The following is a 20,777-nucleotide window of genomic DNA, read 5'->3' as shown; positions in this document are numbered from 1 at the left end:
ATCCATTGAAGTTCTATTCCACCAATAAACAGTTCCTAAACAGGGAAAGCCACGAAAAAAGGAGCGCCATAACAGCACTCCTCTTGGTTAATCCATCATTTTTCTATTCCAGTGGCGGTGCATGGCAATTGCCTGAATGAACTGGTTTGCAAATGGACCAGAAGCCCCATTGACGACCCCTGGCTCACCATTGATCTTATTATCTTCCAGCCATTGGATCCCTTGTTCGGTTGCACCTATTGGTTTATAGTGTTTGAATGCCTCTTTGACAAAATACGTAGCGTCCTTATGGAAGGCAGGATTCTCCCCGCTACCTCCAACGATGTAAACAGCATCATATACAACAGGAGAAGTGGTTGTAAAGGTATGGTCCACCATTAATTCTGTACCATCTTCCCCCTTTACCATTCCCTGCCTGCTGCTGACAGTTTCATACTGCACCCCAGCAGCTTGGAGTTCATGGAGGTTGTTTTTGACTGCGGTGCCGGAATACCCTTGGTCAATCAAAACTGCAACTTTACGAGTGGCAGCGGTTTTGATTGTGTTTTCCTGGCTGAGTGCTGGGGATGACTTGGTCACATCGGAACCTGTCTTTGTTGGCGGGGTCGCCCCAATATTATTTGCAACAGCAGTTGCGAGCGAAATATCCACATTGGCAAACATCTCAACTACCTGCTGCCTGACATTCATGCTTTTTACTTTACCCACTTCAAAACTGAAGGCATCGATAATATGCTGTTTTTCTGTTGGGCTCATACTGTTCCAGAATAACTTGCTTTGGGAGAAATGATCCGCAAAGCTTGCACTTCTGGCACGTATTTTCCTGCCTTCCACTTTCTCCTCATAGTGGGTATACCCGCCTTCCGCTTCCGTTGCCGGCTTCGGATGGTTCCCCGATAGGGAGTTATTGTGGTAGGATACCTTCCCTTTATTGATTGTCTGGCGATGGAAGCCATCCCGTTGGTTGTTATGGAAAGGGCATACCGGCCGGTTGATTGGAATCTCGTGAAAGTTCGGCCCTCCTAGGCGGAGCAGTTGGGTATCGATGTAGGAGAACAAGCGCCCCTGCAGCAATGGATCATTGGTGAAATCTATCCCCGGCACAACATTCCCCGGGTGGAAGGCTACTTGCTCCGTTTCCGCAAAGAAGTAATCCGGATTCCGGTTCAGGACCAATTTGCCGATGATTTGTAGGGGAACATCCTCTTCCGGCCATATTTTTGTGGGGTCAAGAATATCAAAATCAAAAGCGAACTCGTCCTTTTCATCAATGATCTGCACACCCAGTTCATACTCGGGATAATTGCCCTGCTCGATTGCGTCAAATAAATCCTGACGGTTATAGTCCGGATTTTTCCCGGCAATCTTCTGAGCTTCATCCCAAACAAGGGAATGGACACCAAGTTTCGGCACCCAATGGAACTTCACAAAATGCCCTTTCCCCTTCTCATTGACGAAACGGAACGTATGAATGCCGAACCCCTGCATCATCCGATAACTCCGAGGTACTGCTCTATCAGACATCAGCCACATCACCTGGTGGGCTGATTCCTGATTGTTTGCAACAAAATCCCAGAATGTATCATGGGCTCCTGAGGCCTGGGGAATCTCATTATGGGGCTCAGGTTTAATCGCATGGACGATATCCGGAAACTTCACTGCATCCTGGATAAAAAATACCGGCATATTGTTAGCGACCAAGTCATAGTTGCCTTCTTCTGTATAAAATTTAGTCGCAAACCCGCGTACATCACGGACAGTATCTGCCGAGCCGCGGGATCCTACTACTGTAGAGAAACGGGTGAACACAGGCGTTTTCGTTCCCGGGGTTTGCAGGAATTTAGCTTTTGTATAGTCTTTCATCGATTCATACAGTTCAAAATAGCCATGTGCCGCACTGCCTCGTGCATGTACCACCCTTTCAGGTATCCGCTCATGGTCAAAATGGGTCATCTTCTCCCGGAAATGAAAGTCTTCCATTAAGGTGGGTCCTCTCTCACCCGCCTTGAGAGACAATTCATCGTTTGAAACTTTCAGCCCCTGATTGGTTGTCAATTTCTTATTGGAATCATCTACCTTGTATTGCTCCAACTGTTCCTGTTTACTCTTCTCTGTCACTTTATTCTCTTTCTCCTGCATACATGGGGACCCCTTTCCAATCCTTTTTATTCCTACTATCTCCTGGTATACAGCTTTCTATGTAAACAGAAACATAAAGCATTAGATTGTTCATTTCCGGGGAAATAGTAAAAGTTGAATCCCACAACTCTGTTTTATGGTAATATAGTAATGAACCTATCTGGTAAAAATTACCTAAATGAATGTATACAAGGAGATGGCTGGGGTGAGGGTATTGACTTTTTGTCTATTTGTTGGTTCCGCGATCATCGCTATACTATATGGGAAGATCAATGTCGAGCTGTCTATATTTTTACCTGCCCTCGCCCTTTTCCTGATTTTCTCTTACCTTAACTGGCGCCTGAATGCCAAAGAGAAAACGCTGAGAATTGACGGTGACCAGGGACTATCCTACGGGTTGGCTTTGGTATTGATTGTCGGTCCTGCAGGGGCCTTTCTCTTTGAGACAATCTACCGCTTCCTTTTAGTCACCCACCGGAAAATAGCATTTCCCGGAAAGAAGGCGAAGTTCCTACATGCTTTTTATACAATAGGGGCATACAGCCTGATATACTCCATGACATATTTCCTTTTCCACCTGGTATATCCCTTCCTAGAACCCCTTCCTTTCGATTTCTGGCTGCTACTCGCTATATTGGTCGTATTCACCGCCATTCTTTCCGATATCCTTTTATCACTCACCCGAATCACAGGACAAATTCACATCATGAAAGCAATAGCTGGATTTTTGCAACGGCGAAGCCCCCTGGAACTGGGAAGGACCATGTTTTCCAATGGATTGCTAACCGTCTTTTTCATGGAACAGCATTGGGAATTGGTGATCATTCTTTTTCTGCTGAATTATACGGTAACCCGTTCTTTCTTCTCCAACCCCCAGACTGTCCGACATAAAATCGAGCGGGATAAGTTCGAAGCAATGGCATACACCGACTTTTTGACACAAGTCCATAATCGCACCTACATGGACAAGGTAATGGGTGAATTGAATAAGATGGAAGAGCGTATGGCCGTGGTGGTAGCAGATATCGATGACTTCAAGCAGACCAATGACACCTTCAACCACCATGTCGGGGACCAAGTCATCCTCCATGCCGCCAATACATTTTCATCCTGCTTGACTAAAGATGATTATCTATTTCGGAGCGGCGGGGAGGAATTCACCTTCATATTCCGAGGAAAAAGCTATCACGAGTGCGTTTCCCAGATACAGGGCATCCAAACTGCCATGCAGCGGAATCCGGCAAAAGCCGATTATCATATGGAGGACCTATCCATCTACCTTACCTGTTCCTATGGCATGTTCTTTTTCGAAGCCAGTAAGCACTTGGACATAAAAGAAGCCTATATATACGCCGATGACTTGTTGCTGCATTCAAAAGATACGGGAAAGAATCGGTTGACCTCTGTGAATTCTTTGGTAGTCTCTGAGATGGATATGGAAAGCATCACCAAAAGGGATGAAATATTATCAGGAAACCTGCCAAATTCCAATGGAAATATGATAAGATAGCCTTGCATTAAAGGAGGCGATCCATTTGAATAAAAACAGAGGGGTACTTTTCGTTTTGGTCGGTGCTGCGAGTTTCGGCTTTACACCGGTATTTGTCAAGACCGCTTTTGCCAATGGCTACTCATTGGGACAGCTCAATATTGCCCAAATGGCTATTGCCTTTCTATTTTTATGGGGTATTGCGATCGTCCGCCGGTCCAGTTTCAAGGGAATAAACAGAGTCAGCATTGTTAGACTGCTGGTTACCGGTGCATTTGTCGGTCTGACCAGTGTCTTTTATTATGCTTCGATTCAATATCTTCCTGCATCATTGGCAATCATCCTGCTGTTTCAATTTGTTTGGATCGGGATGGTCTTTGAGTGGGTCTTCACGAATATAAAACCGACAATTCTTACTTTGGGCGCCATTGCTCTCATTCTTACAGGAGTATTCTTTGCTTCTGATTTCGTGGGCGGAACCATACAAGATGTCCCTGTTATCGGGGTTGTACTGGGGCTGCTTGCAGCATTCTCTTATGCAGGCTTCATCTTCTTCAGCGGCAAGGCCGCTACCACGGTCGACCCATGGGTCAGAAGTGCCACAATGGTGACAGGCTCACTTATACTGGTTACCATTCTTTTCATGGGGGACATACCTGATGTCCCTGCCGGTGGTCCGGAATTATGGCTCTTGGCTGCTGGTGTTGGACTGTTCGGGGCTGTATTGCCGCCACTGTTTTTCGCTATGGGAGCCCATCAAGTGCCAGACGGTCTTGCTAATATACTGAGTTCAGTGGAACTTCCGGTTGCTATCATCTCTGCCAGTTTGATCCTTTCCGAAGAGATCACAGTCCTGCAATGGGCGGGTATCCTCCTGATTATTGGCGCCATCGTTATGAATGAACTGGGCAGCATGAAGCTCAAGTACCGGATGAAGTAATTCCATCACAAAGAAAGGACAGTGCCCTATTACACTGTCCTTTCTCCTATTATACTGCTTTAGGCTTGTCCGCTTTCTTTTTCTTCTTGATCTGTTTACTGCGGAGCTGACCACATGCCGCATCGATATCTGCGCCATTTTCCCAGCGGACACCACAGTGGATTCCATAGCTTTTGAGTGTTTCAAAGAATGCCTGGATGGTTTCCGACTGGCTGCGCTGGTATTGGTCGTGCTCGTCGACCGTGTTATAAGGAATCAGGTTCACATACGCTAAATGCTTGTGGCTCTCCAGCAGTTTCGCCAGTTCCCTTGCTTCCTTCTCATGGTCATTGACATCCCGGAGCATGATATATTCATAGGTGATCCGCCTATTGGTCTTCTCCAGGTAATAGTCGACCGAATCCATCAGTTTCTCGATCGGGAAGGCCTTGTTGATCTTCATGATTTGTGAACGCAGCTCATTATTCGGGGCATGGATGGAAATAGCCAGATTGACCTGTGTACCTTCATCTGCAAACTCACGGATCTTATGGGCAAGTCCGCTAGTAGAAACCGTTATATGACGAGCACCGATGTTCAGTCCTCTATCATCGTTCACCACATAGATGAAGTCCATCAGGTTGTTGTAATTATCGAATGGTTCGCCAATTCCCATGACCACGATATGGCTGACCCGCTCTTCTTCCCCCTGTGCGTCCAGATGCTTCTGCACGTTCATGATTTGCTCTACAATCTCTCCACTGGAAAGATCGCGGCTTTTTCGCAACAGTCCGCTTGCGCAGAAAGAGCAGCCGATATTACACCCGACCTGTGTCGTCACACAGACACTCAGGCCATAGTTGAACCGCATCAGAACCGTCTCGATCAAATTGCCGTCTGCCAGACGGAATAGGAACTTAATCGTTCCATCCTTCGATTCCTGCTTGATTTCCTCGCCCAATGTATGCAGGACAAAGTTCTCTTCCAGCAGGGAGATGGTTTCCTTATTGACATTGTTCATTTCCGAGAACGCTGCGACCCGCTTTTTATAAAGCCAATTCCAGACCTGGTCAGCACGGAATTTCTTTTGGCCGTTTTCCATGAGCCAATCCTTGAGCTGATCATATGTCAGTCCGTAAATGGATGTTTTAGTCATCATATACCTTCTTTCAATGCTTTTAGTGCTACCTTACATATTACTTCATGTCAAGCTTCGTGGCAAATGGTTTTTAAAGGGATTTCGGATGTCCTAGTGCCACCGCTGCTTCTTGTCCAAAAGGAATGATTGGCCATGAATGGGGGAATTTAGTGATAGGTCAAGCTGAAATATGGACGATTATCTGGAAACCTCGTATCATTTCCCATAAGTACATCTTTAAAGGAGTGAGAAGCAGTGACTTCTGAACATATAAAAAAGTTTAACCAAATTCCTCTTTCCGTACTCGACTTGGCACCAATAAAAGAGGGAAGCAATCCAAGCGAGTCCTTCAAAGAAAGTGTCGCACTCGCGCAGCATGTAGAGAAACTGGGCTTCAACCGTTACTGGCTTGCCGAGCATCATAACATGCCGGGAATCGCCAGTTCCGCCACCTCTGTATTGATCGGCCATATCGCAGAGAACACGAACCGTATGCGCATCGGATCCGGTGGCATCATGCTTCCGAATCACGCAACACTGGTTATTGCCGAGCAGTTCGGTACCTTGGAATCACTCTATCCAGGCCGGATCGACCTCGGACTTGGGCGCGCTCCCGGGAGTGACCAGGCAACTGCCTATGCGCTTCGTCGCACATTGAATACAGGACCGGAAGATTTCCCGATGCAGGTGAATGAACTGCAGGACTACTTTGCTGATGAGCCTGTTTCCAGAGTGAAAGCAGTCCCTGGGCAAGGCCTTGATATTCCGATCTGGCTGCTTGGCTCTAGTGATTTCAGTGCAAGGCTCGCGGCACAGAAAGGGCTGTATTTCTCATTTGCCAGCCATTTTGCCCCGCAATATACGATTCCTGCGCTCCAATTGTACAGGAAGCATTTCCAGCCATCCGAAACATTGAAGAAACCGCATGCCATGGTGGGAGTAAACGTGATTGCAGCAGATACAGATGAAGAAGCAAGGTATCACGCTACCTCCCTCCAAATGAGTTTCTTGAACATCCGGAAAGGGAAATCAACCCAACTTCAGCCGCCGGTTGAAAATATGGATGAGGTATGGAGCCCAATGGAAAAAGCCGCCGTACAAGAGTCCTTGGACCCGAGGACCACGATTATCGGAAGCAAGGAAACCGTACGGGAAGGACTGCTCAATTTCCAGAAGGAGACAGAGGCCGACGAGATGATCGTCACATCGCAGATTTATGATATGGAAGCCCGTCTCCGTTCTTACGAAATCATCGGAGAGTTGATGGAATAGCTGAAAGGAGCACCGCATACCGCGGTGCTCCTTATGTGTTTCTATTATTTTTCTCAATGAATTCCTTCAGTTCCTTCAATTCCTCATGTACTTCTTCCAACTTGATGTCCGTTGGTGTGGGATGTTCTTCCCGAGCGGCTTCTTCTACATTATTGACAACGACACCGACGAACAGGTTGATAATCACAAAAGCGCCGATGATGATGAAAGTGACAAAATACCACCAGGATGATGGGGCCTGTGCTAGAATAGGCCGCATCACGCCACTGGCCCAAGACTCAAGGGTAATCACTTGGAACAGAGTCAGGAAGGAGTCATGCAGCGTACCGAAATATTCTGGTGCGATCGACTGAAACAGCATCGTTCCGATCACTGCATAGATATAGAAAAAGATCCCCATCAGCAACATGATCGTGCCCATCGAAGGTATCGTAAGCAACAGCGCATTCACCATGCGTCGAAGCGATGGGATAATCGAAACCGCCCGCAGGACACGGAGCACGCGGAGCACACGAAGAACCGTCACATAGTGCCCTCCAACAAAAAGATGGCCGCTTGCGACAATGACAAAATCAAATACATTCCAAGGCTCCCGGAAGAATGAACCAATTGTCCTGCTTCCGATAAGCCGAATCAATATTTCTATAGTGAATATCCATAGGAGAATACGGTCAGCTATGTAAATCAACGATCCATATCTTTCAGCAATATATGGATATGTTTCTAGTCCCACCAGCACACCATTTATTAGAATAAGTGTTACCACTGCCCGTAAGAAATACGGATGTTCCGAAAGTATTCCACATCTATCTCTCAAACTACTCATTACTCAACAGATCCTCCTCCACCCCTCTATTTTACTGGGTCTCCTGTTATTTGTCACCTTCCGTTCACCTCAACAGTCACCTATTTTCAGGACGGTTGTTTTATTTTACAGAGAAAGTGGAATGTTGATAGAAACAAGACGAGAAAGGAACTGATCCGATGGGAACCCATTATTTTTCTGACAGTTACGAAGAATCACGGGCAGTCTTCCGTGATTTTTTAGACAATGTACGAGCTAAATGGCCTCAGGCCCGTCTGACTTCCAAGATGATCGGCGAGGAAAATGATAATACCATTGATATGATTTCTGCTGAAGCGTTGGAGGAAAATGAGAAAGTCATCTTCCTTTCTTGTGGTGAACATGGCATCGAGGGTTATGCGGGGGCAGCGTCCATCCAGCTTTTTGTAGAAGAGTTCATGGACAAAATAGATCCTTCCGACACGGGTATCTGCCTGATCCATGCCATCAACCCATGGGGAATGCGGCACTTCCGCCGCGTTACCGAAAATAATATCGATCTTAACCGCAATTACATCTATAATCGTTCCTCCCTTCCAAAAGACATCAACAAGCATTATGAAAAAGCAGAAGAACTATTCAATCCCGCCGGCCGAATCAAGGATCTCAATTTAGAGAAGACAGAACTTTACAGACAACTGACAAAAGGAATTTTCAAGGAAGGTTATGGCGGACTACAGGAAGCAAAGAAAATGGGGCAGTATGAATTTAAGAAAGGTGTCTACTACGGTGGAGATGCAGCTGAAGAGAACACACTCTTCATGAAACAGATCCAACAGGACATGCTCGACAAATACCAGCGTGTCGTGCACATGGACTGGCATACCGCTCTCGGCCCTGCGAAGGAAATGACCATGGTACTGCCTGAAAAGGACGAACGGGACACCAACCAAGTAAAAGAACAGTATGATATGAAACATGTGGTACGGTCCTCCGGAGAAGATATAAAAGGTGATTCCCACCATTACTTCTATCAGATACAGGAGGATTTCCCGGATACCTATTTGTTCTCAGCGTTATTTGAGTTCGGTACCTTTGGAGAGGGGAAAAAGGCTGAACTGCGTGAGTTGATGACCATTGTGTTCGAAAACCAACTATACTGGGAAGGTGCTGTGAAAGAAGAAGACCGTCGTTATATCCTGGATGAAATGATCGCTATGTTCTATCCACAAGAGCAAGATTGGAAAGATTCAGTGATAAAAGAAGCTAGACATGGACTCCAGTCCATTCTGAACGCCGAAGGTTTCTTATGATTTCTCGGCAATGCAATGGAAAGAGCATACCATTTAAATGGTATGCTCTTTCGTTATTTTTAAGGGGCTTTCAGCCGTTCTGAAAGAAGCTGCCTTTCTTACAGAGACAGCTTCTCTCCCTTATTTTCCGGCTTTTACACTTACTGCCACATCAACGGTGCGACGTGCCTGATGTTTGACAGCATCTTCCACATCTTCCATCATCTGGCCATCTTCTCCTTGCGTCACACTGGTTCCATATGGGTTGCCGCCTGCACCGAATAGCGCCTCATTGGTATAACCTGGTGGGACGATGATGGCCCCCCAATGCATCATGGTAGTGTACAGGGATAATATGGTTGCTTCCTGCCCGCCATGGGGATTGGAGGCAGAGGACATCGCACTGACTACCTTATTGATGGTCTTTCCGGACCCCCACAAACCTCCCTGCATATCGAGAAACTGTTTCATCTGTGCAGCAGCATTGCCAAACCGTGTCGGCGAACTGAAGATAATGGCATCCGCCCACTCAATATCATCGGAGGTCGCTTCAGGCACATCGTTTGTAGCATCTATATGCTCTCTCCAGGCCGGGTTAGAATCGATTGCTTCTGCTGGCGCCAGTTCAGGAGCCTTTACAACTCTCACTTCTGCTCCTGCTTCATTGCCCGCCTCTTCGGCCCATTTAGCCAGTTGATAGTTTGTACCCGTCGAACTGTAATAGATTACCGCTAAGTTCACTGTTTCCGCCATTGAGACCACTCCTTTCCTTTTCATATGGGATCTACATTTACCCTCTTCCCTCTTTGCCAAGGATCTATTCCATTATTAATAGAAGCCATTTATCCTACCAAAGATAGTGTTATTATCCTCTTTCACATCCCATGAAGGCCTCTAACTCCCCCCATGGAAAAATTCGTCCATTTTCAGTGGTTAATAGAATAGATTTTTGTTACCCTAATAGGGGAGTAAACGCTTTTATAGTAATAGACATCCATGATGGGGGTTATTTCATGAAAAGGTTGGTTATTTTAGGAGGGGGCTACGGCGGCCTGAAGATCATCTATAGTCTGCTTGATCAACAGCTGCCGGAAGATGTTGAAATCACATTGATCGACAGGAACCCATATTTTTCTGTCAAGACGGAATTCTACACGATAGCTGCAGGTACATCGGCCGACAAAGATGTGCGGCAGAGCTTTCCGGATGATGAACGAGTACAATATGTTTACGGAGAAATAAACCGAATTGATACAGAGAATGAGCAGATCCTGCTGGATAATAGAACTGACCCTGTTTCATACGATTATCTTGTCATAGGACTTGGATGTGAAGATAATTATCATGGTATACCAGGGGCTGAAGAATTCACGGAGAGTGTCCAAACATTCCAAAAGGCCCGTCTTGCCGGTGCTGCTGTAGGCAATTGCAAAGCATATGGTAAAATAACCATTGTAGGAGCCGGACTGAGCGGGATTGAAGTGGCCTCTGAAATCCGTGAAAGCCGCAAAGATTTGAATATCCGACTGCTGGACCGGGGAAGCTCTGTTCTGAAAGCTTTTGATAAAAAGATTCAGGACCATGTTGCTGATTGGTTCAAGCGCAACGACGTAGATGTGTTCCACCACTCGAATGTCGAGTATGTGGAAGAAGATGGCGTCTGCAACAATGGGGTCTGCTACCTTAATGATGTAACCATATGGACCGCCGGGGTACAGCCGAATTATCTGGTAAGGGAACTGCCTTTTGAAAAAGACAATCAACAGAAAATCGTCCTGAACGAATATTTTCAGGTTCCAGAACAGCCCAACGTATATGTAGTGGGGGACTGTGCCTCTTCAGAATTCTCACCAAGCGGACAACTTGCCGGACAGCAGGGAGAACAGATTGCTGATGTACTACTTGCGGTCCTTCAGGGAAAACAACCGAAACAACCAAAACCGATTAAGTTGAAAGGAACATTGGGTTCCCTTGGAAAATCGGATGGTTTTGGAGATATGATGCACAAGCCAGTAACAGGACTACTGCCGAGGCTGGCAAAATCCGGTGTACTCTGGCTCAACAAACGACATTAGATCTTACAACCGCACTTCTTACGGAAATGCGGTTTTTTTGGTCTGCAGAAAGCTTTACATAAACTTCATCGGAAATACATTTTTAGTTAAAGGTGCTATTGTACAATACAATTAGAAAAGGCATATGGCAAAGCGTAGGAGGTGCACAATGAGATTTCTTGCCAAGGTAAGTGTTTGTCTTGTTGCTGTCCTTTTATATACCATATAGACTTTTCTAGTATGCCGAACGTCTCGGATGATTTCAAATTTGCCCCCCCTTTGGAGGTTGCGGTTCTGTCTGCAGCCTTCATTTTTTTTGCTTTTCTCCCACCTTTACATGTTCCAAGGACCCGAAAAGTGGGAAGGTCGAACAAAAGAAGAAGGGATACGAATCGATGGACGATTCGTACCCCTTTAGTGATGTATAGCTTCAGAGTTATCCCATAATTGCCGACATGATTGCTTTTTGTGCATGCAATCTGTTTTCTGCTTGCTGGAAGACCACTGACTGCTTGCCATCAATCACTTCTGCAGTAATTTCTTCGCCACGGTGTGCAGGAAGACAATGCATGATGATGGCATCATCCTTGGCTTGAGAACACAGACTGCTATTCACCTGGAAGCCCTGGAAGGCTTGTTCCCGAATACTCTGTTCCTCTTCCTGTCCCATGCTGGCCCACACGTCTGTGTAGATGGCATCTGCCTCAGCCACTGCTTTCTTAGGATCCGCTGTTACCTCTACCTTGCCGCCTGCCACGGAAGCCAGCTGTTTCGCCTTATCGGTAATGCCTGGATCCGGCTGATAGCCTTCCGGCGCCCCGATACTGATATCCATTCCCATGATGGCGGCGCCCAGCATCAAGGAATGTGCCATATTATTTCCATCGCCGATATAGGAAAGCTTCCTGCCTGCCAATCCACCTTTTACTTCCTGGATGGTCTGGAGGTCTGCCATCACTTGGCATGGATGATAGGTGTCCGTCAGACCATTGATGACCGGAATACTTGCATTTGCGGCAAGTTCCTCCACCAACTCTTGCGAAAAGGTTCTGATCATGATCCCATCCAGATAACCGGAAAGTACTTTTGCTGTGTCGGGGATGGGTTCGCCCCTGCCGATTTGCAGGTCATTGGAACTAAGGAAAAGACCTATGCCTCCGAGCTGATAGATTCCTGCTTCGAAAGAAACCCTCGTTCTGGTCGAAGATTTTTCAAAAATCATCCCCAGAGTCTTTCCCTCCAATGTCTGCACCTTCTGCCCCTGGCCATGTTTCTCTTTCAGCTGGCGGGCCAGGTCCAGGATATATTCCAGTTCATCCTTATCATAATCGGCAAGTGTGAGAAAATCACGTCCTTGCAGTTTTTGCTGAATGCTCTGCTCTTTCTCCAGCGTTCCCATCATCGTTCCCCCCTCAGCTTATATTGCTGTTTGACTGGTTATTTTTTCATGTTCAAGAATCCATTGATCTGTCTCACCATACAGCTGGGAGGCTTTGTTCAATTGTTCCTCCACACGGTTCTTGGCAGTCCCGCCTGCCACATTCCGGGCATTCACCACTGTTTCCGGCTTCAATACGTCAAAAATATCTTCTTCTATCAAATTGGAAAACTCCTGGAATTCATCCAAACTCATATCCAGCAGATACTTTCCCTGGTTGATGCAATGAAGGACTACTTGGCCTACTACTGCATGTGATTCTCTGAAAGGCATTCCTTTGCCGACCAGGTAGTCCGCCAAATCGGTGGCATTGGAGAAATCACTCCGTACTGCTTGATACATCTCCTGGTCTTTCACCTGCATGGTTTCAAGCATCGGAGCAAACAGGCCGAGTGCCCCTTTCAAGGTCTCCACGGTGTCGAACATGCCTTCTTTATCTTCCTGCATGTCTTTGTTGTATGCTAACGGAAGACCTTTCAAGGTTGTCAGCATTCCTGTCAAGTGCCCATATACACGTCCGGTTTTTCCACGTACCAGCTCTGCGATGTCCGGGTTCTTCTTCTGCGGCATCATACTGCTGCCGGTAGAGAACGCATCATCCAATTCAATGAAGTTGAACTCTGCACTGGACCACTGGATCAATTCTTCGCATAGTCTGGACAAATGCATGGAAATCATCGAAGCGTTTGAAAGGAACTCTACGACGAAATCACGGTCGCTCACGGAATCAAGACTGTTTTCAGTAATGCCATCAAAGCCGAGCTGCTCTGCCACATATTCACGGTCGATCGGGAAAGTCGTCCCCGCCAGAGCTCCAGCTCCGAGCGGTGACTTATTGACCCGCTTCCAACTGTCTTTAAGCCGCTCCACATCACGCTGGAACATGAACACATAGGCCATCATATGATGGGCGAACAATACGGGCTGTGCTCGCTGCAAATGGGTATATCCAGGTAGTACTGTCTCCATATTCGCTTCTGCTTGGCTGGTAAGAGACCTTTGGACATCAAGAAGCAGTCCAGTGATCTCTACCAACGCTTGCCGGAGATACAGCCGCATATCAAGTGCAACCTGGTCATTACGGCTCCTGCCCGTATGAAGCCTGCCGCCTACAGCTCCGACTTCATCGGTCAAAAGCTTTTCCACATTCATATGGATATCTTCATGCTCCTCGGAAAGCTCCGCCTCTCCCTTCTCTATCTTTTCGGCAACCTTTTTCAGGCCTTCTGTGATGGTGTCCGCATCCTCTTCCGAAATAATGGCACATTTCTTGAGCATAGAGACATGGGCGAGGCTTCCGCTGATATCATGCTTTGCAAGTTTTTTATCAAAATGAATGGAAGCATTGAATTCATCAACTAGTTGGTTTGTTGGCTTGGTAAAGCGTCCACCCCAGAGTTTCATTGGTTTACAGCATCTTTCGTATCGAAATTCACTTTTTCAAAGGTATCGGTTTTATCCTCGTTATCTTTATTGACTGAAGAATGTACCTGGGTTGGAAGTCCCCAAAGCTTGATGAATCCTAATGCTGCTTTATGATCGAAAGCATCCTCTTTTGCATAGGTTGCCAGATCAAGATCGTACAGAGAGCTTGCGGATTCACGGCCAACCACCTGTGCATGACCTTTGTACAGCTTCACTTTCACCGTACCGGACACATGCTTCTGGGTTTCCTTGATAAAGGATTTCAGAGCTTCGGTCAATGGAGAATACCATAGGCCGTCGTAGACAGTCTGGGCCAGCTTTTGCTCTACTGTCGGCTTGAACTGGGCCACTTCTCTAGGAAGTGTCAATGCTTCAAGCTCCTGATGGGCTGCAATCAAGGTAAGTGCAGCCGGCGCTTCATAAATTTCCCGGGACTTGATTCCGACCAGGCGGTTTTCCACATGATCAATCCGTCCTACGCCATGTTTTCCAGCAATTTCATTCAATTTCAGGATGAGATCTTCCATCGGAAGGGCTTCCCCATCCAGGGAGACCGGTTTACCCTGTTCAAAGGTAACCTGAATGGTTTGCGGTTCATCTGGTGCCTCTACTGGATCTGTGGTAAGCTCATATGCTTCCTTCGGTGCTTCCTGCCAAGGATCTTCCAAAATGCCGCATTCGTTGCTGCGCCCCCAGAGATTCTGGTCGATACTGAACGGATTATCGAGATCGATTGGAATCGGGATATTATGCTCTTTTGCGTAATCGATTTCCTCTTCTCTCGACATAGCCCATTCACGTACAGGGGCAACAATCTCCAGCTCTGGATTCAATGCTGTAAAGGCTACATCGAAACGCACCTGGTCATTCCCTTTTCCAGTACATCCATGTGCCACTGCTACTGCGCCCTCTTTCTCGGCAATCGCCGTCAGGATTTTTGCGATCAATGGACGGGACAAAGCAGAAATTAATGGGTATTTCTGTTCATAAAGCAGATTGGCCTGTAACGCAGGAAGTACATAGTCTTCAGCATACATGGACTTAGCATCGACCACATAGGATTTCACAGCACCTACATCGATGGCTTTATTCTTAACGAATTCCAAGTCCTTTCCTTCCCCTACATCAAGCGCCACTGCGATTACATCATAATTATATTTATCTTGAAGCCATTTAATAGCTACGGAAGTATCAAGCCCTCCGGAATATGCCAGAACGATTTTATCTTTACTCATTTAAAAGCTCCTCTCACGTGTTCTATCGATATGAATTATTATGCATTAATTTGTATAATAATTCAACCCCTAATGACGAATTTTTTTAAAATTATTTTTTGTCTGGCTGGCGTATATGCAAAACAAAACAGCAGGGCGTGTATAACCCTGCTGCTGAAATGTTTGCTGCTATTCTTCTTTTCTGCTGATGTATTGATCCATTCCTTCATCACCGTGTACACTGCTGTTCTTATAAGGACTTTTCCTTCCATTGCGATGTTCTCCATGGTGCTGTTCTTCCTTGAACTGGTTGTTCGGACCCTTTTTCTCTTGTGCCATCATTTATGCCCCTTTCCTAACGTTTATTCTATCTTAGCTTTTCTGATAGAAGGAAATTATATTCAGGCAGTGCTGTTGTACTTCCTGCCAAGACCAAAAAGAAGCAGGCAGATGAACAGCAATGTGGTACTGCTTGATGCAAATGGCAGATCGAAAAGCTCTGAGGATGCACCGGAGAACATCGACCCCGCAACAGAACCAAGGGAAAAGAAAGCATAAAAAATACCGTACGCTTTTCCTCGGTCCACCTTGGATGATACTTCAGAAACGATTTGGTTCATCGATGGGAAAACTAGGGCAAAGCCAATGCCGTATATCGTCATCAATAAGAAGCTGAACCACAGAGCCGCTGCAAAGTGGAGCAGCAGATGAACAAAACCGATGATCGCCAAACCTATGATAACCAAATAGATCGGACGTACCTTTTCAAATATGCGGTTCGCTGGAGTGACAAATATGATGATGGCCACTATTCCGAATGTACTGAGCAACATCCCTGTCGTACTGGAATCAAGTCCAAGCTGCTCCACCTTTAGTGGCAACGCAAATGCCAGCGTGCCGTTGCTTACCATCAGACCGAAGGCAGCCAGAGATGCCTGCATGAGCAGCGGTTGCTTTAACAACGGAACAAAGTGGGAGAGCGAGACTTTATTCCGGTCACCTGCTTTAAAGGATTCTTCTATAAAGAAAGCAATCAATGCAGACGAAAGCAGAAACAGGATCGCTACCATCCAGAACACATCATCCGTCTGTGCCCTGGCTGCCATTATTCCCCCAACCGCAGGTCCCGCGATAGCCGCGATACCGATACAAGCTCCAGTCCATGCCATCGTTTTGCCTCGCAACCCTTTCCTGGTCTGGTCTCCAATGTATGCAAAGGCCGCCGGAATCAACACCCCTCCAGCAATACCGTGGATAAAGCGTACGAAGAAGAGTTGTTCCGGTGTGGCAGCAAATGGGTAGAAGAACAGGATGACTGCTCCGGACAACATTCCGATCAGCAGGACTTTTTTACGTCCGAACAAATCAATCCAATGACCTCCGAAAATGTTTGCAATCAAATTGGTAAACGAATAGACTGCCACAATCGCGCCTGCCATGAAATGGCTGGCTCCTAAATTCATAGCGTAGGGTGTGATGATCGGCAGTTGAATGAATGTATCCAAAAAGGAAACGATGATGACGAAATATAAGATTTTTACCACGATGCATCCCTCTTTCTCCTTCCTATTATACTACCCGGCCAGCTAGAGCATCCTAAACATTTTTGTGACAATATTCCTAGTCGAAATTTACATAACATTTACATTGTGCTTATATCTCCTTAACAATCAACTACTATACTTGCAATTGAGGGCAAAAGGCCCAGAAAAATTCAGGAGAAGAAAAGGGGAGGACAAGACATGAAGTTCAAGAATTACTTACTGCTGATCACGGCAGTCGTTATGGCACTCGTACTGGCAGCCTGCGGAGGTTCCGGCGACAGTTCAGAAGATGCCGCAGCAGGGGAATCAGCATCAGGAGCAAGCTCAGAAGCAAGTGAAGAAGATACAGAACTCGATGGAAGTGTTGTCATTGATGGATCCGGCACGGTCTATCCATTGATGGCAAGGCTCGCTGAAGAATATATGACAAATGAACAACCCCAGGTTTCCGTAGAGGTCAGCCGGGCGGGTACAAGTGCAGGATTTGAACGCTTTCTCGCTGAGGATGGCACTGATTTCAATGACGCCTCCCGTCCAATCAAAGATGAAGAGCTGGCTAAGGCCGAAGAGCTTGGATTCGAACCGTTGGAAATGAAGATGGCCTTGGATGGATTGACCATCGTCATCAATCCTGAAAATGACTGGGCAGCCGAACTGACCGAACAAGAAGTGAAGGATATTTTCCTGGCAGACAGCGGAATCACTACTTGGTCTGATGTGAATCCTGAATGGCCGGATGAAGAAATCACCAAAGTTGGCCCTAATGAAAACCATGGAACCTATGAATTCTTCTATGAAAATATTTTGGAAGAACAGGACATCGACCCAAATGCCAATCTGCAGCAGGAATATTCTACACTCGTGAACTTGGTAGCAGAAGATAAGAATGCGATTGGATTTTTCGGGTTTGGCTATTATGACAGCAACCAGGACAAACTCGAGGCAGTAGATGTCGACTTCGGCGAAGGTCCTGTAGAACCATCCCTTGAAACAATTGCTGAAGACGGACCATATGCCAATTTCACCCGCCCGGTTTTCACTTATTTGAACCCGGACATGGCAAAGAAAAAGGCCCAAGTATATGACTACGCCGTCTATGTCATGAACCATGTAAATGAGTTCGCTGGAGAAACCGGCTTTGCACCAATCCCGGAAGAAGAAGTCCAAGCACAGCTGGAAGAGATTGAAGCATTGAATTAATGTTAAGGAGATGAGGGCATAGGCTCTCATCTCCTGTCATGAAACCATCCATAAAGGAGCATTATGATGGAAACCTCACAACAATCCGGACATTTCACAAAGCCAGGGCAAGTCAGGGACCTGATCGCCGAAAAGAAACAAGGTATGAACCTAGGCATATTCACAGAAAAACTGGTTCCGACCGGCCTCTTTCTGATTGCCTCTGTATCGGTCCTGACGACACTGGGCATCATCTATACCCTGCTTTCAGAGGCCATTGAATTCTTTAAAATCGTACCGCTTGCCGATTTTTTTACTGGAACCATACTCCGCCCGCTCAGCCAGCAGCCTGAGTTCGGTCTGCTCCCACTGCTCACCGGCACCATCATATCTTCCGTTATCGCTATGCTGGTTGCAGGGCCGATCGGCATCATGACAGCCATTTATCTCAGCGAATATGCTTCAGATAAAGCCAGAAGCGTGTTAAAACCTCTACTGGAAATTCTCGCCGGTATACCGACCATTGTCTATGGTTTTTTTGCTTTTACATTTATCACCCCGATCATCCGGTCTGTTTTCCCGGAGGTGGAAGCGACTAATATATTGAGCCCTGGTTTAATCATGGGTGTGATGATCATCCCGATGATTGCATCACTCTCAGAGGATGCCATGGGGTCTGTTCCCAACTCCATGCGGCAAGGTGCCCTTGCACTCGGCTCAACCAAGTGGGAAGTAGCTTGGAAAGTTGTCATTCCAGCATCCTTATCCGGTATCATCGCCTCCTTTGTACTGGGGATCTCCCGGGCAATTGGAGAAACGATGATTGTCACCATTGCCAGTGGAAGCTCCAAGAACTTCACCTTCGACATCACGCAGTCCATGCAGACGATGACTGCTTATATCGTCGAAGTGGCTGGTGGGGACGCACCGGCTGGCTCCACTGTCTATTACAGCCTTTATGCAGTAGCTCTTACACTATTCGCCTTCACCCTTGTCATGAACCTTTTAGCTAGATATATATCACGTAGATGGAGGGAGGAATACTAGCATGAGATATTTAGATCCAGTCAAGACCAAACAGCGGATGCAATCCCGTTTGAAAACCAATAAAGCTTTGCAGGGGACCTTTCTCATCGCTACATTATTCGGATTGTTCGTACTGGCAGTCTTGATTATCCGGGTACTGACTGAGGGTCTCTCCTGGATTAACATGGATTTCCTGACCGGAAAGCTGTCAACCAATGCTGACCGTGCCGGCATCATGGGTGCCATTCTAGGGACAGCTTGGCTGATGCTGATTGTCATCCCTGTAACAACTTTCCTAGGGATCGGTACTGCCATCTACCTCGAACTCTATGCCAAAGAAGGAACCGTCCAGTCTTTCATAGCGACCAACATTGCCAACCTTGCCGGCGTGCCTTCCATTGTCTACGGCTTGCTTGGTCTTACTGTATTTGTCCGGGCAATGGACTTCGGCAATGTCATTCTAGCAGGAGGACTGACATTATCCCTGCTTGTTCTGCCAATTGTCATCGTGGCCGCTCAAGAGGCATTGCGTGCTGTTCCAGGCCACTTAAGTGAAGCTTCCTACGGTATGGGGGCTACAAAATGGCAAACGATCAAGAAGGTGATCTTGCCGGCAGCGCTCCCTGGTATTCTGACAGGTTCCATTCTGGCTCTTTCGCGCGCCATCGGGGAAACGGCACCGTTGACAGCACTTGGCATACCGGCCTTGCTGATCCCCCTCCCAGGCAGCATGTTTGATACATTCACCGCACTGCCGATGCAAATCTATTATTGGACCTTGGATTCCTCCCTTGTAGAGGAATATGCCTACCTGGCATCGGCAACGATCATTGTCTTGTTGGTCTTATTATTCCTGTTGAACTCGATAGCCGTATACATTAGGCATCGATTCCAGCATCGTTACTGATAGTTTAAATGATGGATAAATTGCGTTTACGTATAAAAACACTTACGTAAAAAATGATGAAGGAGAGTGACATGATGATCCCTGCTGTTAACACCCAAGAATCAGTCCAAGATGCCAAAACCATCGATTTTGCTGCACGCAAACAATTGGAAAAGAAAGCTGTTGTGTACGACACGAAGGATTTCAACTTATGGTATGGAGAAACCCATGCACTGCAGAATATAAATCTATCTATCCATGAGAAAGAAGTGACGGCGATCATCGGCCCATCCGGGTGCGGGAAATCTACGTTCATCAAATCTTTGAACCGCATGGTCGAACTCACTCCAGGAGTCCGGACCAACGGTGTCATTTCCTATCAGGGGAAGAACATTCTAGACAAATCCTTTCAACCTGAAGACCTCCGTACACGTGTCGGGATGGTTTTTCAGAAGCCAAACCCTTTTCCCAAGTCCATCTATGAAAATGTTGCATATGGACCGAAAATACATGGCATTCGAAACAAAAAAGTCCTTGATGAGATTGTCGAACAAAGCCTCCGCCGTGCTTCCATCTGGGACGAAGTGAAAGACCGTCTGAAGGAAAATGCTTACGGATTATCAGGTGGACAGCAGCAACGGCTATGTATTGCCCGCTGCCTGGCTATTGAACCAGAAGTGATTTTAATGGATGAACCAACCTCTGCTCTAGATCCTAAATCCACCTTGAGAATTGAAGAGTTAGTACAAGAGCTCAAAAAAGAGTATTCGATCATTATGGTTACCCATAATATGCAGCAAGCAGCCAGGATTTCCGACCAAACCGCTTTTTTCCTTAACGGAGAAGTCGTGGAATGCGACCGGACCGATCTTGTCTTCCATAATCCTGCTGACAGCCGGACAGAAGATTACATCGCCGGAAGATTCGGCTAGACTGTATCATTTTAAAAACAAGGCCCGCATCTGTTGGATGCGGGCC

Annotated in this window: 18 protein-coding genes; 9 read left to right on the top strand and 9 right to left on the bottom strand. The window is 46.6% G+C overall.

What is annotated here, in order from left to right; translation table 11 throughout:
• Nucleotides 1–87: 87 nt before the first annotated feature.
• Nucleotides 88–2,139, bottom strand: a complete 2,052-nt coding sequence (locus ACFOGI_RS13075) for a catalase (protein ID WP_390273357.1) — start codon at nucleotides 2,137–2,139, stop codon at nucleotides 88–90.
• Between the two features lie 205 nt (nucleotides 2,140–2,344).
• On the opposite strand from ACFOGI_RS13075, the gene ACFOGI_RS13070 reads away from it, so the two are divergent.
• Both ACFOGI_RS13070 and ACFOGI_RS13065 read left to right on the top strand, forming a co-directional pair.
• Nucleotides 2,345–3,649, top strand: a complete 1,305-nt coding sequence (locus ACFOGI_RS13070) for a GGDEF domain-containing protein (protein ID WP_390273355.1) — start codon at nucleotides 2,345–2,347, stop codon at nucleotides 3,647–3,649.
• 25 nt (nucleotides 3,650–3,674) lie between these two features.
• Nucleotides 3,675–4,568, top strand: coding sequence for an EamA family transporter (locus tag ACFOGI_RS13065; RefSeq protein ID WP_390273352.1), 894 nt, complete (start codon nucleotides 3,675–3,677; stop codon nucleotides 4,566–4,568).
• A gap of 49 nt (nucleotides 4,569–4,617) precedes the next feature.
• On the opposite strand, the gene rlmN is transcribed toward ACFOGI_RS13065, so the two are convergent.
• The gene (rlmN, locus tag ACFOGI_RS13060; protein WP_390273350.1) at nucleotides 4,618–5,703 is read right to left on the bottom strand and encodes a 23S rRNA (adenine(2503)-C(2))-methyltransferase RlmN; all 1,086 of its coding nucleotides are present in this window, start codon (nucleotides 5,701–5,703) and stop codon (nucleotides 4,618–4,620) included.
• Nucleotides 5,704–5,940: 237 nt separating this feature from the next.
• Between rlmN and ACFOGI_RS13055 the strand changes: the two genes are divergently transcribed.
• Entirely contained in the window at nucleotides 5,941–6,957 is a 1,017-nt protein-coding gene (locus ACFOGI_RS13055) for an LLM class flavin-dependent oxidoreductase (RefSeq protein ID WP_390273347.1), read from the top strand.
• A 31-nt stretch (nucleotides 6,958–6,988) separates the two neighbouring features.
• Here the strand turns inward: ACFOGI_RS13055 and ACFOGI_RS13050 are convergent, their stop codons facing one another.
• Complete coding sequence (locus tag ACFOGI_RS13050) at nucleotides 6,989–7,783, bottom strand: ion transporter (protein ID WP_390273344.1); 795 nt, start codon at nucleotides 7,781–7,783, stop codon at nucleotides 6,989–6,991.
• A 158-nt stretch (nucleotides 7,784–7,941) separates the two neighbouring features.
• Between ACFOGI_RS13050 and ACFOGI_RS13045 the strand changes: the two genes are divergently transcribed.
• A complete protein-coding gene (locus tag ACFOGI_RS13045) occupies nucleotides 7,942–9,054 on the top strand; it encodes a M14 family metallopeptidase (protein ID WP_390273342.1) in 1,113 nt (370 codons plus the stop codon).
• A gap of 120 nt (nucleotides 9,055–9,174) precedes the next feature.
• Here ACFOGI_RS13045 and wrbA read toward each other — a convergent pair whose 3' ends face one another.
• On the bottom strand, nucleotides 9,175–9,786 hold the full coding sequence (wrbA, locus tag ACFOGI_RS13040) for an NAD(P)H:quinone oxidoreductase type IV (RefSeq protein WP_390273340.1): 612 nt from the start codon (nucleotides 9,784–9,786) through the stop codon (nucleotides 9,175–9,177).
• A 260-nt stretch (nucleotides 9,787–10,046) separates the two neighbouring features.
• On the opposite strand from wrbA, the gene ACFOGI_RS13035 reads away from it, so the two are divergent.
• Nucleotides 10,047–11,108 (top strand): NAD(P)/FAD-dependent oxidoreductase, encoded by a 1,062-nt coding sequence (locus tag ACFOGI_RS13035; RefSeq protein WP_390273337.1) that lies wholly within the window; start codon nucleotides 10,047–10,049, stop codon nucleotides 11,106–11,108.
• 415 nt (nucleotides 11,109–11,523) lie between these two features.
• Here ACFOGI_RS13035 and argF read toward each other — a convergent pair whose 3' ends face one another.
• From argF to ACFOGI_RS13010, 5 genes are all read right to left on the bottom strand, one after another.
• Nucleotides 11,524–12,486 (bottom strand): ornithine carbamoyltransferase, encoded by a 963-nt coding sequence (gene argF, locus ACFOGI_RS13030; RefSeq protein WP_390273334.1) that lies wholly within the window; start codon nucleotides 12,484–12,486, stop codon nucleotides 11,524–11,526.
• Between the two features lie 18 nt (nucleotides 12,487–12,504).
• On the bottom strand, nucleotides 12,505–13,929 hold the full coding sequence (gene argH, locus ACFOGI_RS13025; RefSeq protein ID WP_390273331.1) for an argininosuccinate lyase: 1,425 nt from the start codon (nucleotides 13,927–13,929) through the stop codon (nucleotides 12,505–12,507).
• Nucleotides 13,926–15,185 carry an argininosuccinate synthase gene (locus ACFOGI_RS13020; protein WP_390273328.1) on the bottom strand — a complete coding sequence of 420 codons (1,260 nt, stop codon included), beginning with the start codon at nucleotides 15,183–15,185 and terminating at the stop codon, nucleotides 13,926–13,928. The genes argH and ACFOGI_RS13020 overlap by 4 nt, the downstream gene beginning before the upstream one ends.
• 168 nt (nucleotides 15,186–15,353) lie before the next feature.
• Nucleotides 15,354–15,503 carry a hypothetical protein gene (locus ACFOGI_RS13015; protein ID WP_390273326.1) on the bottom strand — a complete coding sequence of 50 codons (150 nt, stop codon included), beginning with the start codon at nucleotides 15,501–15,503 and terminating at the stop codon, nucleotides 15,354–15,356.
• A 62-nt stretch (nucleotides 15,504–15,565) separates the two neighbouring features.
• Nucleotides 15,566–16,708, bottom strand: coding sequence for an MFS transporter (locus tag ACFOGI_RS13010; protein WP_390273324.1), 1,143 nt, complete (start codon nucleotides 16,706–16,708; stop codon nucleotides 15,566–15,568).
• 198 nt (nucleotides 16,709–16,906) lie between these two features.
• Between ACFOGI_RS13010 and ACFOGI_RS13005 the strand changes: the two genes are divergently transcribed.
• From ACFOGI_RS13005 to pstB, 4 genes are all read left to right on the top strand, one after another.
• Complete coding sequence (locus tag ACFOGI_RS13005; RefSeq protein ID WP_390273322.1) at nucleotides 16,907–17,908, top strand: PstS family phosphate ABC transporter substrate-binding protein; 1,002 nt, start codon at nucleotides 16,907–16,909, stop codon at nucleotides 17,906–17,908.
• A gap of 144 nt (nucleotides 17,909–18,052) precedes the next feature.
• Nucleotides 18,053–18,934: a phosphate ABC transporter permease subunit PstC gene (gene pstC / locus ACFOGI_RS13000; protein ID WP_390273500.1), complete on the top strand. Its 882-nt coding sequence runs from the start codon at nucleotides 18,053–18,055 to the stop codon at nucleotides 18,932–18,934.
• 1 nt (nucleotide 18,935) lies between these two features.
• Nucleotides 18,936–19,820: a phosphate ABC transporter permease PstA gene (gene pstA / locus ACFOGI_RS12995; protein ID WP_390273320.1), complete on the top strand. Its 885-nt coding sequence runs from the start codon at nucleotides 18,936–18,938 to the stop codon at nucleotides 19,818–19,820.
• A 71-nt stretch (nucleotides 19,821–19,891) separates the two neighbouring features.
• Nucleotides 19,892–20,731, top strand: coding sequence for a phosphate ABC transporter ATP-binding protein PstB (pstB, locus tag ACFOGI_RS12990; protein WP_390273317.1), 840 nt, complete (start codon nucleotides 19,892–19,894; stop codon nucleotides 20,729–20,731).
• Nucleotides 20,732–20,777 lie beyond the last annotated feature (46 nt).

Origin of the sequence: Virgibacillus xinjiangensis (assembly GCF_042643145.1) — a bacterium.
Classification (GTDB): Bacteria; Bacillota; Bacilli; order Bacillales; family Amphibacillaceae; genus Virgibacillus_O; species Virgibacillus_O xinjiangensis.
This window is presented reverse-complemented; position numbering and strand designations above follow the sequence as displayed.

Excerpts from the sequence above, each read along its gene's own strand:
- ACFOGI_RS13035 (WP_390273337.1), top strand. The coding sequence starts at position 10,047 with ATGAAAAGGTTGGTTATTTTAGGAGGGGGCTACGGCGGCCTGAAGATC.
- argF (WP_390273334.1), bottom strand. The coding sequence starts at position 12,486 with ATGGGAACGCTGGAGAAAGAGCAGAGCATTCAGCAAAAACTGCAAGGA.
- ACFOGI_RS13015 (WP_390273326.1), bottom strand. The coding sequence starts at position 15,503 with ATGGCACAAGAGAAAAAGGGTCCGAACAACCAGTTCAAGGAAGAACAG.
- argH (WP_390273331.1), bottom strand. The coding sequence starts at position 13,929 with ATGAAACTCTGGGGTGGACGCTTTACCAAGCCAACAAACCAACTAGTT.
- pstB (WP_390273317.1), top strand. The coding sequence starts at position 19,892 with ATGATGATCCCTGCTGTTAACACCCAAGAATCAGTCCAAGATGCCAAA.
- ACFOGI_RS13050 (WP_390273344.1), bottom strand. The coding sequence starts at position 7,783 with ATGAGTAGTTTGAGAGATAGATGTGGAATACTTTCGGAACATCCGTAT.
- pstC (WP_390273500.1), top strand. The coding sequence starts at position 18,053 with ATGAACCTAGGCATATTCACAGAAAAACTGGTTCCGACCGGCCTCTTT.
- rlmN (WP_390273350.1), bottom strand. The coding sequence starts at position 5,703 with ATGACTAAAACATCCATTTACGGACTGACATATGATCAGCTCAAGGAT.
- ACFOGI_RS13075 (WP_390273357.1), bottom strand. The coding sequence starts at position 2,139 with ATGCAGGAGAAAGAGAATAAAGTGACAGAGAAGAGTAAACAGGAACAG.
- ACFOGI_RS13020 (WP_390273328.1), bottom strand. The coding sequence starts at position 15,185 with ATGAGTAAAGATAAAATCGTTCTGGCATATTCCGGAGGGCTTGATACT.
- ACFOGI_RS13005 (WP_390273322.1), top strand. The coding sequence starts at position 16,907 with ATGAAGTTCAAGAATTACTTACTGCTGATCACGGCAGTCGTTATGGCA.
- pstA (WP_390273320.1), top strand. The coding sequence starts at position 18,936 with ATGAGATATTTAGATCCAGTCAAGACCAAACAGCGGATGCAATCCCGT.
- ACFOGI_RS13045 (WP_390273342.1), top strand. The coding sequence starts at position 7,942 with ATGGGAACCCATTATTTTTCTGACAGTTACGAAGAATCACGGGCAGTC.
- wrbA (WP_390273340.1), bottom strand. The coding sequence starts at position 9,786 with ATGGCGGAAACAGTGAACTTAGCGGTAATCTATTACAGTTCGACGGGT.